16 protein-coding genes, 1 tRNA gene and 1 pseudogene are annotated in these 18,839 nt (G+C 37.4%); 13 read left to right on the top strand and 5 right to left on the bottom strand.

What is annotated here, in order from left to right; all coding sequences use genetic code 11:
- Positions 1-59 precede the first annotated feature (59 nt).
- Both AWW73_RS12935 and groL read left to right on the top strand, forming a co-directional pair.
- The gene (locus tag AWW73_RS12935; RefSeq protein WP_002120604.1) at positions 60-350 is read left to right on the top strand and encodes a co-chaperone GroES; all 291 of its coding nucleotides are present in this window, start codon (positions 60-62) and stop codon (positions 348-350) included.
- Positions 351-408: 58 nt separating this feature from the next.
- Positions 409-2,043, top strand: coding sequence for a chaperonin GroEL (gene groL / locus AWW73_RS12930; RefSeq protein ID WP_016146207.1), 1,635 nt, complete (start codon positions 409-411; stop codon positions 2,041-2,043).
- A gap of 173 nt (positions 2,044-2,216) precedes the next feature.
- On the opposite strand, the gene AWW73_RS12925 is transcribed toward groL, so the two are convergent.
- Positions 2,217-2,591 carry a diacylglycerol kinase gene (locus AWW73_RS12925; RefSeq protein ID WP_061875296.1) on the bottom strand — a complete coding sequence of 125 codons (375 nt, stop codon included), beginning with the start codon at positions 2,589-2,591 and terminating at the stop codon, positions 2,217-2,219.
- 106 nt (positions 2,592-2,697) lie between these two features.
- Here AWW73_RS12925 and AWW73_RS12920 point away from each other — a divergent pair, with 106 nt between their 5' ends.
- Positions 2,698-3,660 (top strand): MBL fold metallo-hydrolase, encoded by a 963-nt coding sequence (locus AWW73_RS12920; RefSeq protein WP_062849847.1) that lies wholly within the window; start codon positions 2,698-2,700, stop codon positions 3,658-3,660.
- Between the two features lie 45 nt (positions 3,661-3,705).
- Here the strand turns inward: AWW73_RS12920 and AWW73_RS12915 are convergent, their stop codons facing one another.
- Entirely contained in the window at positions 3,706-4,848 is a 1,143-nt protein-coding gene (locus tag AWW73_RS12915; protein WP_062849846.1) for a glycerophosphodiester phosphodiesterase, read from the bottom strand.
- A gap of 263 nt (positions 4,849-5,111) precedes the next feature.
- On the opposite strand from AWW73_RS12915, the gene AWW73_RS12910 reads away from it, so the two are divergent.
- On the top strand, positions 5,112-8,207 hold the full coding sequence (locus AWW73_RS12910; protein WP_016146203.1) for a multidrug efflux RND transporter permease subunit: 3,096 nt from the start codon (positions 5,112-5,114) through the stop codon (positions 8,205-8,207).
- Positions 8,208-8,280: 73 nt separating this feature from the next.
- Complete coding sequence (locus AWW73_RS12905) at positions 8,281-8,856, top strand: DUF4112 domain-containing protein (protein ID WP_062849845.1); 576 nt, start codon at positions 8,281-8,283, stop codon at positions 8,854-8,856.
- A gap of 47 nt (positions 8,857-8,903) precedes the next feature.
- On the opposite strand, the gene htpX is transcribed toward AWW73_RS12905, so the two are convergent.
- Both htpX and AWW73_RS12895 read right to left on the bottom strand, forming a co-directional pair.
- Positions 8,904-9,809 (bottom strand): protease HtpX, encoded by a 906-nt coding sequence (gene htpX / locus AWW73_RS12900; protein ID WP_016146201.1) that lies wholly within the window; start codon positions 9,807-9,809, stop codon positions 8,904-8,906.
- 258 nt (positions 9,810-10,067) lie between these two features.
- Complete coding sequence (locus tag AWW73_RS12895; protein ID WP_031949113.1) at positions 10,068-10,928, bottom strand: lytic transglycosylase domain-containing protein; 861 nt, start codon at positions 10,926-10,928, stop codon at positions 10,068-10,070.
- A 505-nt stretch (positions 10,929-11,433) separates the two neighbouring features.
- Here AWW73_RS12895 and ttcA point away from each other — a divergent pair.
- Both ttcA and AWW73_RS12885 read left to right on the top strand, forming a co-directional pair.
- Positions 11,434-12,339, top strand: coding sequence for a tRNA 2-thiocytidine(32) synthetase TtcA (ttcA, locus tag AWW73_RS12890; RefSeq protein WP_057074273.1), 906 nt, complete (start codon positions 11,434-11,436; stop codon positions 12,337-12,339).
- Positions 12,340-12,543: 204 nt separating this feature from the next.
- Positions 12,544-12,927 carry an SCP2 sterol-binding domain-containing protein gene (locus AWW73_RS12885; RefSeq protein WP_016140203.1) on the top strand — a complete coding sequence of 128 codons (384 nt, stop codon included), beginning with the start codon at positions 12,544-12,546 and terminating at the stop codon, positions 12,925-12,927.
- Between the two features lie 91 nt (positions 12,928-13,018).
- On the opposite strand, the gene AWW73_RS12880 is transcribed toward AWW73_RS12885, so the two are convergent.
- The gene (locus AWW73_RS12880; RefSeq protein ID WP_016146198.1) at positions 13,019-14,131 is read right to left on the bottom strand and encodes an MltF family protein; all 1,113 of its coding nucleotides are present in this window, start codon (positions 14,129-14,131) and stop codon (positions 13,019-13,021) included.
- 372 nt (positions 14,132-14,503) lie between these two features.
- Between AWW73_RS12880 and greB the strand changes: the two genes are divergently transcribed.
- The 6 genes and pseudogenes from greB (at position 14,504) to AWW73_RS12850 (ending at position 18,794) form a co-directional block, all read left to right on the top strand.
- Entirely contained in the window at positions 14,504-14,998 is a 495-nt protein-coding gene (gene greB, locus AWW73_RS12875) for a transcription elongation factor GreB (protein ID WP_016146197.1), read from the top strand.
- An 89-nt stretch (positions 14,999-15,087) separates the two neighbouring features.
- Positions 15,088-15,177, top strand: a tRNA-Ser gene (locus AWW73_RS12870).
- 102 nt (positions 15,178-15,279) lie between these two features.
- Positions 15,280-16,200 (top strand): aminoglycoside phosphotransferase family protein, encoded by a 921-nt coding sequence (locus tag AWW73_RS12865; protein WP_062849844.1) that lies wholly within the window; start codon positions 15,280-15,282, stop codon positions 16,198-16,200.
- A 209-nt stretch (positions 16,201-16,409) separates the two neighbouring features.
- Positions 16,410-17,123: a DUF4882 family protein gene (locus AWW73_RS12860; RefSeq protein WP_062849843.1), complete on the top strand. Its 714-nt coding sequence runs from the start codon at positions 16,410-16,412 to the stop codon at positions 17,121-17,123.
- Between the two features lie 461 nt (positions 17,124-17,584).
- Positions 17,585-17,924 (top strand): annotated as a pseudogene (locus tag AWW73_RS12855) (hypothetical protein).
- An 87-nt stretch (positions 17,925-18,011) separates the two neighbouring features.
- Positions 18,012-18,794, top strand: coding sequence for a hypothetical protein (locus AWW73_RS12850; protein ID WP_062849842.1), 783 nt, complete (start codon positions 18,012-18,014; stop codon positions 18,792-18,794).
- Positions 18,795-18,839 lie beyond the last annotated feature (45 nt).

The following is an 18,839-nucleotide window of genomic DNA, read 5'->3' as shown; positions in this document are numbered from 1 at the left end:
TTGCTCTGGATTAAAGCAATAACGATTAATCAAAAAGACTTAGTCTGATGGAGTTAATTATGAGCAACATTCGTCCATTACATGATCGCGTTGTAATTCGTCGCGTAGAAGAAGAAACCAAAACTGCTGGTGGTATTTTACTTCCAGGTTCTGCTGCTGAAAAACCATCTCAAGGTGAAGTAATTGCAGTAGGTAATGGTCAAATCACTGAGAATGGCGTACGTGCTTTGGATGTTAAAGTTGGTGACAAAGTATTGTTTGGTACTTATGCAGGTACAACAGTGAAAGTAAGTGGTGAAGAACTCTTAATCATGAAAGAGTCAGACATTTTAGCTGTGTTGGAAGGCTAATCAATCCATAACTCAATTCATTATCAGATTCAGTATTTAAAAAGATTCGGAGTTTAATATGTCAGCTAAAGACGTAAAATTTGGTGATTCAGCTCGCTCAAAAATGATTGCAGGTGTAAACGTACTTGCAGATGCGGTTAAAGTGACTTTAGGCCCTAAAGGTCGTAACGTTGTTATTGACCGTTCTTTCGGTGCTCCGCACATCACTAAAGACGGTGTAACTGTTGCTAAAGAAATTTCATTAAAAGACAAGTTTGAAAACATGGGGGCTCAACTTGTTCGTGAAGTTTCTAGCAAAACTAATGACATCGCTGGTGACGGTACGACAACTGCAACTGTACTCGCTCAAGCAATTTTGAATGAAGGGATCAAATCTGTAACTGCAGGTATGAACCCAATGGATTTAAAACGTGGTATCGATATCGCAGTAAAAACTGTAGTTGAAAATATTCGTTCAAATTCAAAACCAGCTGACGATTTCAAAGCGATCGAACAAGTAGGTTCTATCTCTGCTAACTCTGATACTACTGTTGGTAAGCTTATCGCTCAAGCGATGGAAAAAGTAGGTAAAGAAGGCGTAATTACTGTAGAAGAAGGTTCTGGCTTCGAAGACGCGTTAGATGTTGTAGAAGGTATGCAGTTTGACCGTGGTTATATCTCTCCGTATTTCGCAAACAAGCAAGATACTTTAACTGCTGAACTTGAAAACCCATTCATTCTTCTTGTTGACAAGAAAATCAGCAACATCCGTGAATTGATTTCTGTTTTAGAAGCAGTTGCAAAAACTGGTAAGCCACTTCTTATCATCGCTGAAGATGTTGAAGGTGAAGCGCTTGCTACGCTTGTTGTAAACAACATGCGCGGTATTATCAAAGTATGTGCTGTTAAAGCTCCTGGTTTCGGTGACCGTCGTAAAGCAATGCTTCAAGACATCGCAATCTTGACTGGCGCAACTGTTATTTCTGAAGAAGTTGGTATGTCTTTAGAGCAAGCAACTCTTCAAGATTTAGGTACAGCGCACAAGATCACTGTTTCTAAAGAAAACACTGTTATTGTTGATGGTGCTGGTGATGCTGCTGGTATTGCTGAGCGTGTTCAGCAAATCCGTGCTCAAATTGAAGAATCTACTTCAGAATATGACCGTGAAAAATTACAAGAACGCGTTGCTAAATTAGCAGGCGGTGTTGCTGTAATTAAAATCGGTGCAGCGACTGAAGTTGAAATGAAAGAGAAGAAAGACCGTGTAGACGACGCACTTCATGCAACTCGTGCAGCAGTTGAAGAAGGTGTTGTTGCTGGTGGTGGTGTTGCTCTAGTACGTGCGGTAAATGCATTAGATGGCTTAAAAGGCGCTAATGAAGATCAAACAGCAGGTATCAATATTTTACGCCGTGCGATCGAAGCTCCACTTCGTCAGATCGTTGCAAATGCTGGTGATGAGCCATCTGTAGTGATTAATGCTGTTAAAGGTGGTGAAGGTAACTTTGGTTACAACGCTGCAACTGGTGAATATGGCGATATGTTAGAAATGGGTATCCTTGACCCAGCTAAAGTAACTCGTTCTGCACTTGAGCATGCAGCTTCTGTTGCTGGCTTAATGTTAACTACAGAATGTATGATTACTGACATTCCAGAAGATAAACCAGCTGTTCCAGATATGGGCGGTATGGGTGGTATGGGCGGAATGATGTAATAACGCATCAACGCTTTAACCAAAAATCCCTGCTTATGCAGGGATTTTTTTATTTTTTCATGTGATTTTAAGAAATAATTAAGTTTAACTATTTATATTAAAAAACAGGAACAGCAGCTAGAAGTTCCTCTTTTGTTACAACCATGCTTATTTACTTGTAGGCATGGTTTTTTTTAGCCTAATAAAATAATTAACCATGTAATAGTAATGATAGAAAGTGCAACAAATTGGGCAGCACTTCCCATATCTTTTGCATTTTTGGAAAGCTGATGTTTTTCAAGAGAGACTCGATCAACTACTGCCTCAATAGCCGAGTTGAATAGCTCCACGATCATTGCAAAAAGACATACGATAATCAGTAATATATGTTCGCTACGGCTCACATCTAGAAAAAAACTAACTGGAATCAAAATAATATTAATTAAAACAATTTGGCGAAAAGCGGCCTCATTTTTATAAGCTGCTTTAAATCCTGAAATAGAGTAGCCCATCGCATTCAATATACGCTTAAGACCACTTTTACCCTTATAAGGAGAATAGCTATTCATTTACTTATATTTCTGACACTTTTCATGCATTATATAATTTGGGTCTTAAAAAATTATTAAATCTTTTTTAAAGATTTCGACTTTATAACTGAATAGAGAAGAATAGATGAAAAAATTATGTGTCGCTTTGGGCCTTGCAATTGGTAGCATACATGCAAGTTATGCTGAGCCAACTGCAACCTCGCAAGTACCGGGATATTATCACCATCAATTTGGCAACTACCGCATTACCTCTTTGCTTGATGGTACAATTTATTTAAAGCCTGATTTATTCAAAAATTTAAATCAAGCTCAGAAAACTAAAATTTTAACTAAATATGCTGCTGTTAATGAGAAAGGGATTCAGACCTCGGTAAATGCATTTTTAGTAGATGATGGTAAAAGCTTAACGCTTGTAGACAGTGGGGCAGCAAGTTGTTTTGGTCCTCAACTTGGTTCGATTGCAAAAAATATTGAATTGGCAGGTTATAAGCTTGCTGATGTAAAAACTGTTTTGCTTACTCATCTACACCCAGATCATGTGTGTGGGATTGCTCAAAATGGAAAAGCCGTATTTCCTAACGCAACTGTATATGCCCATGAGCGTGAAGCTGATTACTGGTTAAATCCTGCTTCTGAAAAAACAGTGCCAGCAGACAAAAAAGAAAGTTATTTGGGCACCGTTAAAAACGTAAAAACTGCTCTTGCTCCATATCAAGCAAAAAAAGCTTTTAAGACATTTAAAGATGGCGATGTTATTCAAAGTTTTGAGGTGATTGATACTCGTGGTCACACACCAGGCCATCATAGCTTTCGCTTAAAAAGTAATGATCAGCAAATCATTTTTGTTGGAGACATCGTTCATTCACATTCTTTGCAATTTGATGCTCCAAAAACTGGGGTAGATTTTGATGTGAATTCTGAGCAGGCAATTAATACCCGTCTAAAAATGTTTGCTGAAATTTCAAATAAACAGCAATGGGTTGCAGCACCACATTTACCATTCCCAGGCATTGGTCACGTTTACAAAGTAAATGCACAGCAATATCAGTGGATTCCTCTCTATTTCGATAATGTCGTAGAGAAATAAAAAGAACAGGGCATTTATTGCCCTGTTTTTTCTTACTAACTTTATTTATTTTGCGGCTTTCTCAAAATTAATAACGGCTTCACGGCCAAGTGCTGGGTCATCTGTAAAGACGCCATCAACACCAGCTTTGAAATAGGCTTCAAACTCTTTTAAAGCACCAGATGGGCAGCGTTCAGCTGGTTTATCTTGACTACATTTTAAAGGCTTTGGTAAATAATTATTTTCTGGGCGGAAAGTATAAGGATGTACTTTTAAGCCAGCCGTATGTGCATCAGAAATAAACGAAGTCGTCTGAACTGAACCATTGTCATTAAAGTTCAGAATGTAGCCTTTACTTGGCCCTACACCGTTTGCATATTTAGCTACGTCTTTTAAGCCTTGTGCTGTGGCTAAATCGGCATAAGTTTTAGTTTCACCAGATTCAACGAAGTCGGCTGGTTGAGAGGTTTTAGCATCATATAATTGAATGATTTGTGCATGTTTAATCGTTTTATGAAGGTCGAGCTGGTCTTTTAAATATTTTAAATTACTCACTTCAAACGACTGTAAGTAGACAGGTGCAATATCACGTGTATATTCATATTTAGCTAAGGTTTTAAGCAGGGTATCTTCTATTTCCAGCTTCTGGTTTTTAAAATAAGTCGGATGTTTGGTTTCAATATATAAACCAATAATTTTCCCCGTTTTCTTATAATTTGCTTCAGTCAGTTCAATTACTTGCTCTAGCGTCGGGACAGGGTAGAGGTTGTTATAGGCTGTGTTTGCTGGGCGGAACTCAGGAATACGTTCGCGTGCTTTAAGTTGCTGTAATTCACTTAATGTGAAGTCTTCTGTAAACCAGCCTGTTAAATCTTTACCGTCAATATTTTTTGTTGTTTTACGATCTGCAAACTGGCTTAAAGTGCTTACATTGGTTGTTCCACCAATCTCATTTTCATGGCGAGTAACCAATACGCCATCTTTTGTAGAGACTAGATCAGGTTCAATAAAATCTGCACCATCATCAATGGCTTTTTGATATGAAGCTAATGTGTGTTCTGGACGTAAAGCGCTAGCGCCACGGTGGCCTACCACTAAAATTTTAGGAAGTTGATATTCTGGTGTGGTTGGTGAGTTTTCAGTTTTATCGTCATCATTACAACCAACCAAGCTAATTAAACTTAAGCATAAAAGTGCTCTTTTAAACATAATTCTACTCATATTGTTTTAGTCGAAACGCATTTAGTCTGATGATTGAACTTGACATGATCATGAAGAATTCATGAATTTTCAGTGACACTTGTTAAAACCTTGTTTATGGGTTTGTAGGAAATACGAGTTCTTGCTTTGTTTTTGTTCTAATTGCATTTATTGTGTTAATTCTACTTGTCTTTTTTATATCGCTCGTTGATGATCAAGAGGGCAAATTTGGTATTGCCATTTGTTAATTGACGACCTAATTCTGAGCAGCCATGCTATCTAAATTTTTTATTCAGCGTCCCATTTTTGCCAGTGTACTCGCAATTATTGTTATGGCATTTGGTATTTTTTCGGTGCTGAATTTACCCGTAGAGCGCTATCCTGATATTGCTCCTCCTAAAATTACAGTATCGGCAAGTTATAGTGGTGCAGATGCACAAACGGTTGAACAAAGTGTTACTCAGATTTTAGAACAACAAATACAAGGTATTGATAATTTACTTTATTTCAGCTCTACCAGTGATTCATCAGGACGTAGCCGAATCACCATTAGTTTTGATAATGGAACAAATCCAGATACAGCACAGGTCCAAGTACAAAATAGTATTAGTGGCGTCATAAGACGTTTACCCGATGAAGTACAACGCCAAGGGGTGACCGTGAGTAAGTCACTCGGCGATACTTTTATGGTGGTAGGTTTATATGATTCGACAGGTAAATCGGGAAATATTGAGCTATCAGACTATCTAACTACGCATGTAGTAGATAACCTAAACCGTATTGAAGGGGTGGGTGAGTCTGATGTTTTCGGTTCGCAATATGCAATGCGAATCTGGCTAAATCCAGAGAAATTAAAACAATATAATCTAATGCCAAGTGATGTAGCGAATGCAATCACTGCTCAAAATACCCAAGTTGCCGCAGGTGCAATCGGTGATTTACCCGTCATTGATGGACAATATTTAAATACTAAAGTCACTGCAGGTTCTCGACTAAAAACAGTCGAAGATTTTCAAAATATTGTAGTGAAAGCAAATCAAACAGCCAGCTATGTCTACTTAAAAGATATTGCTAGAGTGGAATTAGGGGCAGAAAATTATCAGTCTTTTAACACCATTAATGGTTATCCAGCCGCTGGTTTAGGTATTTCGCTATCTTCGGGTGCAAATGCAATTCAGACTTCTAAACTCATCCATCAAACTCTAGATCAGCTTACAACTAAATTACCTGCCGGCTATAAAATTGTTTATCCACGAGATAATACGCCGTTTGTTCAAGAGTCAATTAAAGAAGTTGTTAAAACACTTATTGAAGCGATTATTTTAGTTATTTTGGTGATGTTCCTGTTCTTACAAAGTTGGCGCGCTACACTCATTCCGAGTATTACCGTGCCTGTTGTTATTTTAGGAACTTTTGCTGTTTTATATGTGCTCGGTTTTAGTATTAACACCTTAACGCTATTTGCATTAGTGCTTGCCATTGGTTTGTTAGTCGATGATGCGATTGTGGTGGTTGAGAATGTTGAGCGGCTTATGCATGAGCAGCATTTAACGCCAAAAGAAGCAGCCATTGAGTCGATGGGAGAAATTAGTGGTGCCTTAGTGGGAATTACTTTGGTTTTAACTGCTGTTTTTATTCCAATGTCATTTTTAGGTGGTTCAATTGGCGTGATTTACCGTCAGTTTTCCATTACTTTAGTTGCCGCTATGGCGTTATCGCTCGTCGTTGCCTTGGTCCTCACACCCGCTTTGTGTGCCTTAATTTTAAAACCGAATCCAAAGCCTAAGCGTTGGGCAATTTGGTTTAATCGAAAAATTGACCAACTTAAAAATCAATATATAAAAATCGTCCAGACAAGCATTCGTTACAGTAAATCGGTTATCGTAATTTTTGTGGCTTTGATTGCTGTTTTTGCACTGTTCTATAGTGGTTTAAAAAGTGGATTTATTCCTAAAGAAGATCAAGGCATTTTAAGTGTTCAAATTAAGCTTGTTGATAGCGCTCCAATCTCGCAAAGTCAGAAAATTGGAGAACAAGTCCGTCAATATTTCTTAACTCAAGAAGATAAGAATGTGGATCTGGTTTTGATTCGCTATGGCCGAAATTATTCTGGTACAGGGCAGAACTTGGCACAAGGATTTATTGCTTTAAAACCTTGGGATGTGCGTACTGGTAAAGAAAATTCGGCGGATGCTATACAAAAGCGTGCGATGAAATATTTTAGTCAATTCAATAATGCACAAATTAATGTGACATTACCTGCTTCAGTCAATGGTTTAGGCCAAACCGATGGTCTGGATTTATGGATTCAAGATTTGAATGGGCAAGGGCAAGATTTTCTAGATAATACCTTCCGTCAGTTGCAAACACAGAGCAAAGGTTATTCAAGTTTTGAAAACTTTGATAAGCAATCAACTGATAGTAAAACAAACCTCAATATTAAGATTGATCAGAAACAAGCATTAGCAAATGGATTAGAGTTACCCGCGATTAACAATACCTTGTCGAGTGCATGGGGTGGAACGTATGTAAATGACTTTATTGACCGTGGCCGTATCAAGCGCGTTATGATTCAAGGTGATGCCGAGTTCAGATCAAAACCGGAAGATTTATATAATTGGTCTGTGCGTAACAACCAAAATCAAATGGTACCTTTTAGTTCATTTGCTAACTTCAGTTGGGGCGGTGCTCCTGAAATCGTAAAACGTTATATGGGTTATAGCGCCTTACAGTTACAAGCCGATGTGGCGAGTGGTAGCAGTTCGGGGCAGGCAATGAAAGATGTTGAACAACTTGTAAATCAGCAAAAGGATGTTGGCTTGGCATGGACAGGGTTATCCTTTGAAGAACAGAAGTCGACAAATCAGGCCGTCTGGTTATATTTAATTTCGGCAGGCTTTATCTTCTTATGTTTAGCTGCACTCTATGAAAGTTTAAGCATCCCCGCAGCGGTAATGACCTCTATTCCGCTTGGTGTGGGAGGGAGTGTCATTTTCTCTTATATTTTTGGACTACCCAATGATGTGTATTTCCAGATTGCACTATTAACTACAATTGGCTTGTCATGTAAAAACGCCATTTTAATTGTTGAGTTTGCAGCTTTGGCTCAGGAAAAAGGTAAGAATGCCATTCAGGCAGCCTTAGAAGGGGCAAGCTTACGTTTAAGACCTATTTTAATGACATCTTTGGCCTTTGGTGCAGGTGTGATTCCTCTTGTATTTGCGCAAGGTGCTGGAGCTGTAAGCCGTCAAGAAATCGGTATTAGTATTTTAGGTGGCGTGATGTTCGGTACAGTACTGGTTCTTTTCTTTATTCCAGTCATGTACGTGTTACTGCGTTCCTTGTTTAGATCGAAAGCTGCTAGTTAAAAGTAAACAATTTAAAAAGAGGCATTAAATCAAGTATATTAAGATTAACTTTCTCTTTATATATTTGATTTAGATGCCTCAAGAAAAAAAATTAACAGCACAACAGGTCATCGCACTAGAACGAGATCTGGCTAAGTTCGCCACCATGATGGACAGTGCGGTTCGCATTCCTTTTACAAAGCAAGGTATTGGTGCCGATGCTGCGCTGAGTACGATTCCGGTGGCGGGTGATGTTGCTGGTTTCGCATTGACCTGCTATGCGATTTATAAAGCTAAACAAATTGGTGTGCCTCAACATAAGCTAACGCCAGTCATTAAACTGGCGGTTGTAGATGCTGTAGTCGGATTTGTTCCAGTTGCTGGGACTATTTTTGATATTTTTATACGACCAAGTCGAAAAGCACTAGATGTGGTTCATACGCATATACGCGAAGAATATGCGATTCAGAGTGATATTCATGTTGTTCACCCATACTTACATGAAAAACTCGAAAGGAAGCAGCAGAATTCAGCTTTCTGGCGTAATCCTGTTATCAGTTGGTTATGGTTGCATATTCCCGATTTAATAGGCGCGTTTGTATTGATTTTAATGGGTTTAGCAGTTTGGTGGGGCGCAAGTTACCTGTGGGGTCTCTATCAAACCATGTAATAAAAAATAAAGCCTCCAAATGGAGGCTTTATTTTTACACTAAACTTTTATGGGCAATCTAATTGATGTAAAGCTGCCACACGTTGTTCAATTGTTGGGTGGGTTTGGAACAAAGCAGCTAAGCTAAAGCCTTGTTCTTTACCTTCCGCAATTGCGAAGGCTTTCATTTCTTTTGGCATTTGATCTGGCATTTCTGTCTCAGCTTGTAGACGTAATAATGCAGAAATCATTGCTTGTTTACCTGCTAAACGTGCACCTGCTTCATCAGCACGGTATTCACGATAACGAGAGAACCACATCACAATGGCAGAAGCGAGAATACCAAAGACGATATCCAATACTATGGTAATAATGAAGTAACCCATACCAGGGGCTTCATCGTCTTGACGACCAAAGACATTACGGTCAATGAAGTCACCAACCACACGAGCAAAGAACATAACAAAGGCGTTCACAACACCTTGGATGAGCGCTAGGGTAACCATGTCACCATTTGCAACGTGACCAATCTCGTGCGCAAGCACAGCACGTAGCTCATCTTTGTTCATACGCTCAAGTAAGCCGGTGGAAACGGCAACTAGGGCATCATTCTTGTTCCAGCCTGTTGCAAAGGCATTGGATTGATATGATGGAAAAATACCAACCTCTGGCATGTTGATACCAGCACGTTGAGAAAGTTCAGCGACTGTTTGCAATAACCAGCTTTCAGCTTGGTTACGAGGAGCATTCGGGTCGATCAGTTCTGTACCGGTCGTTTTCTTAGCCATCCATTTTGACATGAATAACGAGATTAAAGATCCCACCATACCAAACACAAAACAGATCACTAAAAGGTTGCCTAGATTCAAGCCACCCGCGCCATGGTAACTACCGACACCGAAGAGTGACAAAATAATGCCAGCTACAACCAGTACCGCGAGGTTGGTAAGCAAAAACAAACCAATCCGCATCATTGAGAAAATCCTCTTATAAATAAAATGTTATCTGATTTACAAATTCGAAATCATGCAGCTAATATGCGGGGCTTAGGGGAAAAATTCAAGAAAAAAATAAGGAATTGATACATTCTTTCACGTATCAGAATGTACCTAAATTTAAGGAATAATTAGCTAAATTCGTCAAAATGGTAAAGATCAGGTAATAGATCATTACAATTTAAAACATCTGAACTTAACTAAATAGAACTATGAACCGCAGTTCTTCTTCATTGTTTATTCAATGCGTATATGGGCGATTGCGGTAGCATTGTTGGTCACATAAGTGCCAGTCGGTGCATCTGTATAAGTACCGTCAGATAGAGTCACGATTTGACGAGAAGATGAATACTTCGGTGATTGAGTCGTGATTTGAGCAGTTGTGTTTTCTGCCAAATTAGAAGAATGAGAAACGGTTTGAGCTGAAGTATTCGTAAAAGATGAAAAACCTGCACCAGATGCATATAGGTTTTGATATCGGCTTGTCACACGGCGGACATAATCTTGCGTTTCGCGGAAAGGGGGAATACCACCATATTTATCAACATTACCTTCACCTGCATTATAAGCCGCAAGCGCCATTTGTGTATTTCCATTAAAACGCTTAAGCAACCAGCTTAAATATTTGGCCCCCGCGAAAATATTTTGTTGTGGGTCATAAGCATTCGACACATTAAAACGACGGGCAGTAGCTGGCATCAGCTGCATTAAGCCTTGGGCACCTACTGGCGAACGGGCTTTTACGTTAAATCCGGATTCGGTGTGCATAACCGCTTTAATTAACCCTTCCGATACACCATGTTGCTGTGCAGCTTGTCTAATAATGTGATCGAAAGCATTTTTATTCTTGTTGTAGCTTGGCAGAACAGAAGCTTCTGATGCTCCCCAGTTTGTATAGCTGTGAATATTACTATCGGGATAATAGGTTACTTTTACTTTTTTAAGAGAATGATCATAGCTTTTTCGGTTAGTTAGTAATGTACTACCGTTTTTATCTTGGTAAATATACATTTGACCTGCTGAACTCGAAGTTATGCCGACCATAAAACTGGTCATCCCCAGCGAACAAGAAATAAGAAATTGAACCGATTTTTTCATTTTATGTTATTCACAATTTTAAGGTACTCAAAACTTGAAAAAGAGTTTATCAAAAAATATTACTTAAAGAAGATTTGTGTAATTTTTTTTATTTCGACTCTTTCAAAAAATCAAGCTTATTTGTTCGAATGCTCATCAAAAAAAATTAAAAAATTTTTTTAAAATGATTCTATTGACTTGCATAACATGTTGATTATTAATGGTAAAAAACATTGGTTAAAAAATGATCAATTTAAATAAAACCCTTAACAGAAGGTCAAAACAGTTTGTCAAGTACGAAGAAATCCACAATTTTATCCACAGGTTTTGTGGAAAACTGTGGAAAAGTCCAAAAAGTAAGCATTTTGCACAAAATTTGAACGCTTCAGTCAAAATTAGAGCATGTCTTTTGCATCATGCATGAGCAATGTGACGACTTCAAGAATTGAAACTATTCTTTTGATGCGATTCTCTTCTGAATCATATAAAATTGCGCCGTATTTTTATTTATGGGTATACCTCGTCTATGTACGCGCCAGTTGAGTCCAATCAGGGATTTAATTTTAAGCCTGAACTTCCAACAAGCTCGGCCTATTACCGTTTGCTCAAGAAGCTTCGCCGTCAAGTTGGGCATGCTATTCGTGACTTCAATATGATTGAAGATGGCGATAAGGTCATGGTGTGTGTGTCTGGTGGTAAAGACAGTTATACCTTGCTCGATATTTTGTTGCAGTTTAAGCGTATTGCACCGATTAATTTTGATGTGGTTGCGGTTAACCTTGACCAAAAACAACCAGGCTTTCCTGAAGATGTTTTGCCTCGTTATATGGAAGAGAACAACATTCCATATTACATTTTAGAAAAAGACACTTATACCATTACTAAACGTTTAACGCCGGAAGGTAAAACCTACTGTGCAGTATGTTCACGTTTACGCCGTGGTTCTTTATATGGCTTTGCACAAGAGATTGGTGCCACTAAAGTTGCTTTAGGTCACCACCGTGATGACATCATCGCGACGTTCTTCTTAAACCTATTTCATGGCGGAAGCTTAAAGGCGATGCCTCCAAAGCTTTTATCGTCAGATAAAAAGAACATTTTGATTCGTCCTTTGGCATATGTTGAAGAAAAAGACATTATTAAATATGCCGAGATTCGTCAGTTCCCAATCATTCCATGTAACCTTTGTGGTTCGCAGGAAAACCTACAACGTGCCATGCTTAATGAAATGCTACGTGAATGGGATAAACAATATCCGAAACGCTTACACAGCATTTTCGGTGCGTTACAGAACGTATCACCATCTCAATTAGCGGACCGTGAGCTATTCGATTTTGAAGCTCTAGATTCTCAGCGTGAGTTGGATATTAAAGATCCCGAAGAGCTTAAGAAACGTTTAGATGTCGTCAACTTAAGCTTCGCGGCTGAATAAGCGTTAAACTAGATAATGTTAAAGGCACTTTATAAACAAGTGCCTTTAATGTATCAAAATACTAAAAAATGAATGTTCCGTACAAAAAGTCATAGCCCAAAATTTAAATTACATGCTATAACAACCCACAAGCAGAATTGCTTCACATGATGTTGTCTGGATAGGCAACTAGAGAAATTGAACAAATAAATTTGAGGAAGAATCATGCCTGCATTTTTAACTGAAGATTGGTTTGCGACTGTCGAAAAATTAACTGCTGAAGCAGGTGATCTTAATTTGCCACCCGCTCTTGCGAATTTGGCAATTAATTTAGTAGTTACAGATGCTGCTGGAAATACCGAGTTAGCTTTAGATGGGGGTAAAATCCAAAAAGGTTTGTCTTCAAATGCCAAAACAACTTTAAATATGGATGCTGAAACTTTACGTAAAGTATTTTTAGAGTTTGATATGGCTGCTGCTATGCAGGCATTCATGACTGGTAAAATTAAAGTTCAAGGCGATATGTCTCAATTGATGGCTCTACAAACAGCTAAGCCAAGCCAAGAACAAAAAGATTTGTTTAAGAAAGTATTAGAGCATACTGCTTAAACTTAAAAGAATTCATATAAAAAGCTTACCCAAAGAGGTAAGCTTTTTATTTGTACAAACAATGAATTTATCAACTTTTAAACAATAAAAATTAGATATTGATTCGTGTTTGCGCCGTTTTAATATGTTCAAGATAAGCACGAATACGAGTCACGTATTGAACCGCTTGCTTATATCGACCATTTCGCATTTTATTACTTTGCAAATAATCGTAGAGATTAACCCACTGATTTGGGTCTTTCCCTTGAGCTCGCAAGCGCTTCTGAATTTGACTTACCGCACCTGGTCCCATGTTATAGGCTACAAGCGCGTACCAGTTCCGATCAGGGAATGGAATATTATCAAACTCACTTAACATTAAATCGTAATACTTCGCTCCACCTTGAATGCTCTGAGTTGGATCACTACGATTGCTCACACCCATTGCTCGAGCAGTGCTATTGGTTAGCATCATTAAGCCGCGGACACCTGTGGGAGAAACAGATTCAGGCTTTAAATATGATTCTTGATAACCAATTGCGGCAAGTAAATGCCAATCTAGATCATACTTCGCTGCACTTTGCTTAAAGCTCGCTTTGTAGATCGGTAAACGTGTGCTTAAGTCACGTTGAATGGTTGACCATGCTTCTGGTTTCACCACATTGCGGTTATAAAAAGAAGCGAGCTGCTGAGTCACACCATTTTGCTTACTTTGGCATACAAAGCCACTGGCAGTCTGGGTGAGTGGGTCATCTGCCTGTTTAAATACCCAACTTAACTCTGGGTTTAAACCATTTTTTTGCAAATTTGTTGTGTCACCACAACTTGCAGAAAATGACATCAAACCTTTGTTTTCGATTGTGCTTAAACCTGCTGTAGTCATCGCAAAGTTTGCTTTACCTTGCTGAACCCATCTAAGTGCGGTGGCATTGTCTGCCACGATTTTAAAGTCCAGCTTTACATTTAGGTTCTGTGCATAGTTACGCGCTAGGTCATAACCAAAACCATGTAAAAACTGATCTTCTTTGAAAACGGTTGTCGGGCTTTCTACTGCAACAACAGTTAGAGTGTTTGTGTTAACTACAGTATTGTACTGTAGGGTTTTACCTGCATTAAGACTATGAAATGGAATAAGCATAGTACTGAGTGCAAGCGCTTTTAACGGGAGAGAAGAAAATAAAGAGTTAAGGCAAAGCCTCGACCCAGAACTTGAATTACTGTGCATGTTGTCTCCGCTACAGATAATTTATGCCCTAAAAGTCAGACAAAAAGCTGCCATAACTTCTAAAAGTTGATAAATTCAATAAGGGGTGGGCAGTCATGACGTCATTCAAAATGACATGAAATGAAAAAAACAAACTGTGTAGAAAATCTACATAGTTTTCGAGTGGGTTAAAAAATGCTCAACATTTAATCTGCGCGCATCATAATATTGAAAAAAAGTAATGTCAAATTTTGTACAATTAAATCTTCGATATAACATCATAAACACATGAATTTCTTAAGGAAGAAAATTTATACACTTCTGATGTGAGAAAATAGGGTATAAAATGCTACATCTTGTAAGCGATATGTTGTTGAACAGTGGTTTTTTATCATGAAATCTAACTTAATCACTCGGTCAGGACATGACAAATTAGTTGCTGAATTAAAACAACTTTGGCATGAAGAACGACCTGAAATCACCAAAAAAGTAAACTGGGCTGCAAGCTTGGGGGACCGTAGTGAAAATGCGGATTATCAATACAATAAGCAGCTCCTTAGAAAAATTGATCGACGTGTACGCTATTTAGGAAAACGCTTAGAAGAATTAAAAATTGTTGATTACTCACCTGAGCAAGACGGCAAGGTTTACTTTGGTGCTTGGGTCGAAATTGAAAATGAAGAAGGTGAGCAAAAAACTTTACGTATTGTAGGAATCGATGAAATTTATGATCATCATCCGCAACATATCTCAATTGAGTCGCCAATGGCTCGCGCATTGCTCGGTAAAGAAGTCGATGATGAGATCGAAGTACACACGCCATCTGGGAAAAAGCTGTGGTATATCAATACAATTCGCTATGAAAAGACTGAAAACCCCGAAAATTAAATAGATTTGTGTTTATTTTGAGCGGTTGAATTAAAAATTAAATAAAAGATTTGCCAACTTGTGTTTTTGTTTATATTATAGCGCTCGTTGGAAGCGTGGCAGAGCGGTTTAATGCACCGGTCTTGAAAACCGACGAGGGTGTGAGTCCTCCGTGAGTTCGAATCTCACCGCTTCCGCCAAAATTCTTAAAAAGCCCTTGTTAATGACGAGGGCTTTTTTTTATCTATATTCTTTAGCACATAATAAATATGAATTATGACTTTTATATTTAATAATAACTTATGAAAAATTTAGATGGCTTACTCAACAGAATTCAAGCAAAGACATTGACTTTAGTTACTCATAGAGATGGAGCTACTGTATACAAAGCACAAACTACTCAAGGATATGTCTTTGTAAAAATGTATACACGTAAAGTAGATCATGAAAGATATTGTGAAATATTGGATGAGCTTAGAGCGTTTTCATTGGCCCCAAAACTATTAAGTCAATTTGAATGGGAAAATTATTTTGTTGTTGTAATGAGTGCTTTAGAAGGGCAGCCAGTAAATAACATTTTAAGAAATTGTTCGAGAACAGAAAAATTATTCTTACTAAAAGAGGCAGGCGCATCTCTAGGAAGTTTTCATCGAGCGATTAGTTCTTCTCGTTTATTTGAGATGAAATTCTGGAAGGGGCGAGATGATTCTTCAAAAGATCCAACTTTATGGAATGAACATCTAAAATTAATGACAACAAAATGGATGTCACGTATTGATCCAGCTAAAGCTGACTACAAAGAATTTAGTTATGAGCTAAGTGAGTTGCTTTTATATTGGAAAGACTTGCGGGAACCAACTCAGTTTAGCCTTTTACATTGTGATTATATTGGTCGAAACCTTCTTGCAACTAGATATAATAAAATCTCTGGTGTTTTAGATTATGAAGCGGCTCGTATTGGTGATGCTGTTTATGATTTAGCAAAGATCGTTTGGTTGGATATGGATTTCTCTGATTTAGAGTTAAGACATGCTTTTCTACAAGGTTGGGAAATGACTTATGGGGAAGTAGTACCCCAAAGGGAGTTTCTAACTTATGTCGGGATTCAATGTCTTGCAGCAATAGCATGGACAGATAAAAATAAGCATATGGACGGTAATACTATCTTTAGAACTTCAGCAATTAAAACATTAAAAATAGTATTAGAAGAGTTGCAGATATAGTTTTAGTAGATTTTAGTTTCATTCATAAATATTGCTGAGGATTGTTAAGTGATTTTATTTTCATTTAATACCTATTATTTTGATTTTAGAAAAATATCTATCTAACAAATTACTATAAAGTCTAACCTATTGTCTCTTTATCTGAAAAATTTCTAAACCTTAAACTTTTACCATACAATCAAAAATCACAATAAAATTAAGGTGAAATAATGAGAAAAAATATATTGATTCTTAGCTTATTAATTGTCAGTGCACAGAGCTGGGCTGAATGTAAAATTGGTGATTTAGAGATTGATCCAAGCGCTTCACAAACACCAGAAGGGACACCAAATCCAAGCAACTATATAACAATAACTGGACAGAAAGTGTTAACTAAGGCTTTGGCTAATATAAATATAGGAACACTGATAAAAACTAAAACTGATACCAATATTGCTCAGTCTAATATTGTTGCTTTTGAATATATTTTTAAGAAACCCATAAATCTAAACTCAAATGAACTAGCTTCAGGGTTTATCACAGGAACAAGTAATTATGACGGTATTGTTTTTGCCGCGCCAAGTTTTGGAAGTGCGTATGGTTCACAGCAAAATTTATTTATGAGTTCTATTTCTGGAAACATAACCCCAAATCAGACACAAAATGAAGTTTTAGCAAGTGAAACAGTTAGAGTGGGGATTTATTACAATCAAATCAGCAAGAAAATTGGTTATATTGTAAATGGAGTAGATAGGGGATACACATGGAGTTATACGACCCCATTAAGCAAAATGAAATTTGGTATTGCTATTGAAGAGGGGTTTTATACTTCCAACTCTAGTTCCCTTGGAAAAGAAATATCATATGAAATAGTATCTGATCATTCAAAACTACAATTTACCTATCCAACAGGTACCACAGATATTTGTGGTACACCTCTTTAAAATAAATTACATATCAAATATGCTGCCTCACTACTTTAGTTAGGCAGTTTTAAGGGTCTATTGAGTAATCTATTTTTTTCAATAAGCATTAATTCAAGCTCTACGGTCATCCATATTGGTATTACCATTTATACTCAATAAATAGTTAAACTCTTGCAAATATTCATCGATTTCAGGAGTGAGATTATATTTTTAGAGTAGTGGTGCTGATGTCTGCTGTGTTCGTAAATCTGAAAATATCTCGGCTAAATCTGCATGGATTGGGTCACCAGTTGTGCCTTGGGGGCATAAATAATTAAATTTTTAATTAAAAAGCCTATGTAGAAATAGGGGCTTTTTGTAGTTAAACTATAGCAATTTTATAAATTCATTAATGTCTAATATATTAAATACATAATAAGATATTGATATAAAATTATGAAAATTAGCAAGCTTTAGGAAAAATTTTAAGAATGTATTTAATGCATATTTGGACATTTAACTCTATGGAAAAAGGTGAATCTCTATTCGCCTACCAAATACAAAAAGAATTTGCAGATAGTTTAGTTTCAATTTTTGATAAGGAAACACTTCCACTTATTTCTGATCTTTCATATGTAGATTACGATTTATACAGTGATAGACAGCTTTATCAATTAATTAAAGAGTTTAAAAAAACTAATCGAAATTTATGCAACGTTTATAGATGAAATTTCTAAAATAATAAGCGTTTTAGAAAAAGCTATTGAGTGTAATGAAAAAATTCTTTTTGATCCCTTTAGAGAATCTATCTTGGGCCTAAATATTTTTGAATTTTCCTAAAAAATCAATCCACCTCATATGAAATGAATTAAGTATCTATAATAATGGGTACATATAAAAATATATGAAGTTAAAGATTTAAAAATTATGATACCAGTACAGCCATTCTCTTTTTTCGCAATTTTTCTGTTATTTATTATTCCATTGATTGGAATTGTACTAACACTAGGCTTGTTGGTGAAAGTAATACTCTTTTGGCGAAAGAAGGCTGAAAAGCCTATTAGGTTTTTTTCTCGAAAGATATTATTCATTACCGTATTGGCATTGATATGTGATCTGTGGGCTGGTTATCTATTTTATAGGATTGCATCGGTAAAGTATGATTTCGCACTTGAGCAGCATTATAAAGAAAGTCGCCGTCATTTCGTTTTATCTCAAGATACACAATATGGAGAACTGTTGATTCCCAAAGGGAGTTTAATTAATCGTTACGACGCTTTTGACAACGGTGAGCCACAATTGCCCTTGAGTTTACGAGGATTACAGGCTGTACGTTTCCCTCATCCTGTACAAGTCGCAGGAATGTGGGTAACTGCGATGGAACCTCCTCGAATGGAATTGGCATGGGATCAGCAAATAGGTCCAGTTATGCGCTTTGATCCTAATGAGGCCAATGGCTATGGTGAATGGGTTTACGATACGAAGCGCCCTACCATCGCTTGTTCTCGTGGAGACATCGTGCTACTTGAAATTCCATTAATTGATCATGATATTGCAAAAGAATTTGGTAAACCTGAACCCGATGGACCTAATGCGCGTTTTCGCCCGAGTGAGTGGGGTGTGCAAAAATGTGAAAAAGGTCAAGGGCCAATTAAAGTTAGTCCAGCATATACGGGAACTAAGCCCAAAAAACCTTGGTTTCAACTCTAATGATTTCCCTTTATAAACCCCCATTTAACAATAACCAACTCATTA

It is taken from the genome of Acinetobacter lactucae (assembly GCF_001605885.1).
GTDB classification, from domain to species: domain Bacteria; phylum Pseudomonadota; class Gammaproteobacteria; order Pseudomonadales; family Moraxellaceae; genus Acinetobacter; species Acinetobacter lactucae.
The sequence above is the reverse complement of the archived record's forward strand: the minus strand, read 5'-3'. Positions and strand labels throughout refer to the sequence as shown.

Bases quoted from the DNA above. Each gene is read 5' to 3' on its own strand.
- ttcA (WP_057074273.1), top strand. From the start codon at position 11,434: ATGTACGCGCCAGTTGAGTCCAATCAGGGATTTAATTTTAAGCCTGAA.
- AWW73_RS12850 (WP_062849842.1), top strand. From the start codon at position 18,012: ATGATACCAGTACAGCCATTCTCTTTTTTCGCAATTTTTCTGTTATTT.
- AWW73_RS12915 (WP_062849846.1), bottom strand. From the start codon at position 4,848: ATGTTTAAAAGAGCACTTTTATGCTTAAGTTTAATTAGCTTGGTTGGT.
- AWW73_RS12865 (WP_062849844.1), top strand. From the start codon at position 15,280: ATGAAAAATTTAGATGGCTTACTCAACAGAATTCAAGCAAAGACATTG.
- htpX (WP_016146201.1), bottom strand. From the start codon at position 9,809: ATGATGCGGATTGGTTTGTTTTTGCTTACCAACCTCGCGGTACTGGTT.
- AWW73_RS12880 (WP_016146198.1), bottom strand. From the start codon at position 14,131: ATGCACAGTAATTCAAGTTCTGGGTCGAGGCTTTGCCTTAACTCTTTA.
- AWW73_RS12910 (WP_016146203.1), top strand. From the start codon at position 5,112: ATGCTATCTAAATTTTTTATTCAGCGTCCCATTTTTGCCAGTGTACTC.
- AWW73_RS12885 (WP_016140203.1), top strand. From the start codon at position 12,544: ATGCCTGCATTTTTAACTGAAGATTGGTTTGCGACTGTCGAAAAATTA.
- AWW73_RS12920 (WP_062849847.1), top strand. From the start codon at position 2,698: ATGAAAAAATTATGTGTCGCTTTGGGCCTTGCAATTGGTAGCATACAT.
- AWW73_RS12895 (WP_031949113.1), bottom strand. From the start codon at position 10,928: ATGAAAAAATCGGTTCAATTTCTTATTTCTTGTTCGCTGGGGATGACC.
- AWW73_RS12925 (WP_061875296.1), bottom strand. From the start codon at position 2,591: ATGAATAGCTATTCTCCTTATAAGGGTAAAAGTGGTCTTAAGCGTATA.
- AWW73_RS12860 (WP_062849843.1), top strand. From the start codon at position 16,410: ATGAGAAAAAATATATTGATTCTTAGCTTATTAATTGTCAGTGCACAG.
- AWW73_RS12935 (WP_002120604.1), top strand. From the start codon at position 60: ATGAGCAACATTCGTCCATTACATGATCGCGTTGTAATTCGTCGCGTA.
- greB (WP_016146197.1), top strand. From the start codon at position 14,504: ATGAAATCTAACTTAATCACTCGGTCAGGACATGACAAATTAGTTGCT.
- AWW73_RS12905 (WP_062849845.1), top strand. From the start codon at position 8,281: ATGCCTCAAGAAAAAAAATTAACAGCACAACAGGTCATCGCACTAGAA.
- groL (WP_016146207.1), top strand. From the start codon at position 409: ATGTCAGCTAAAGACGTAAAATTTGGTGATTCAGCTCGCTCAAAAATG.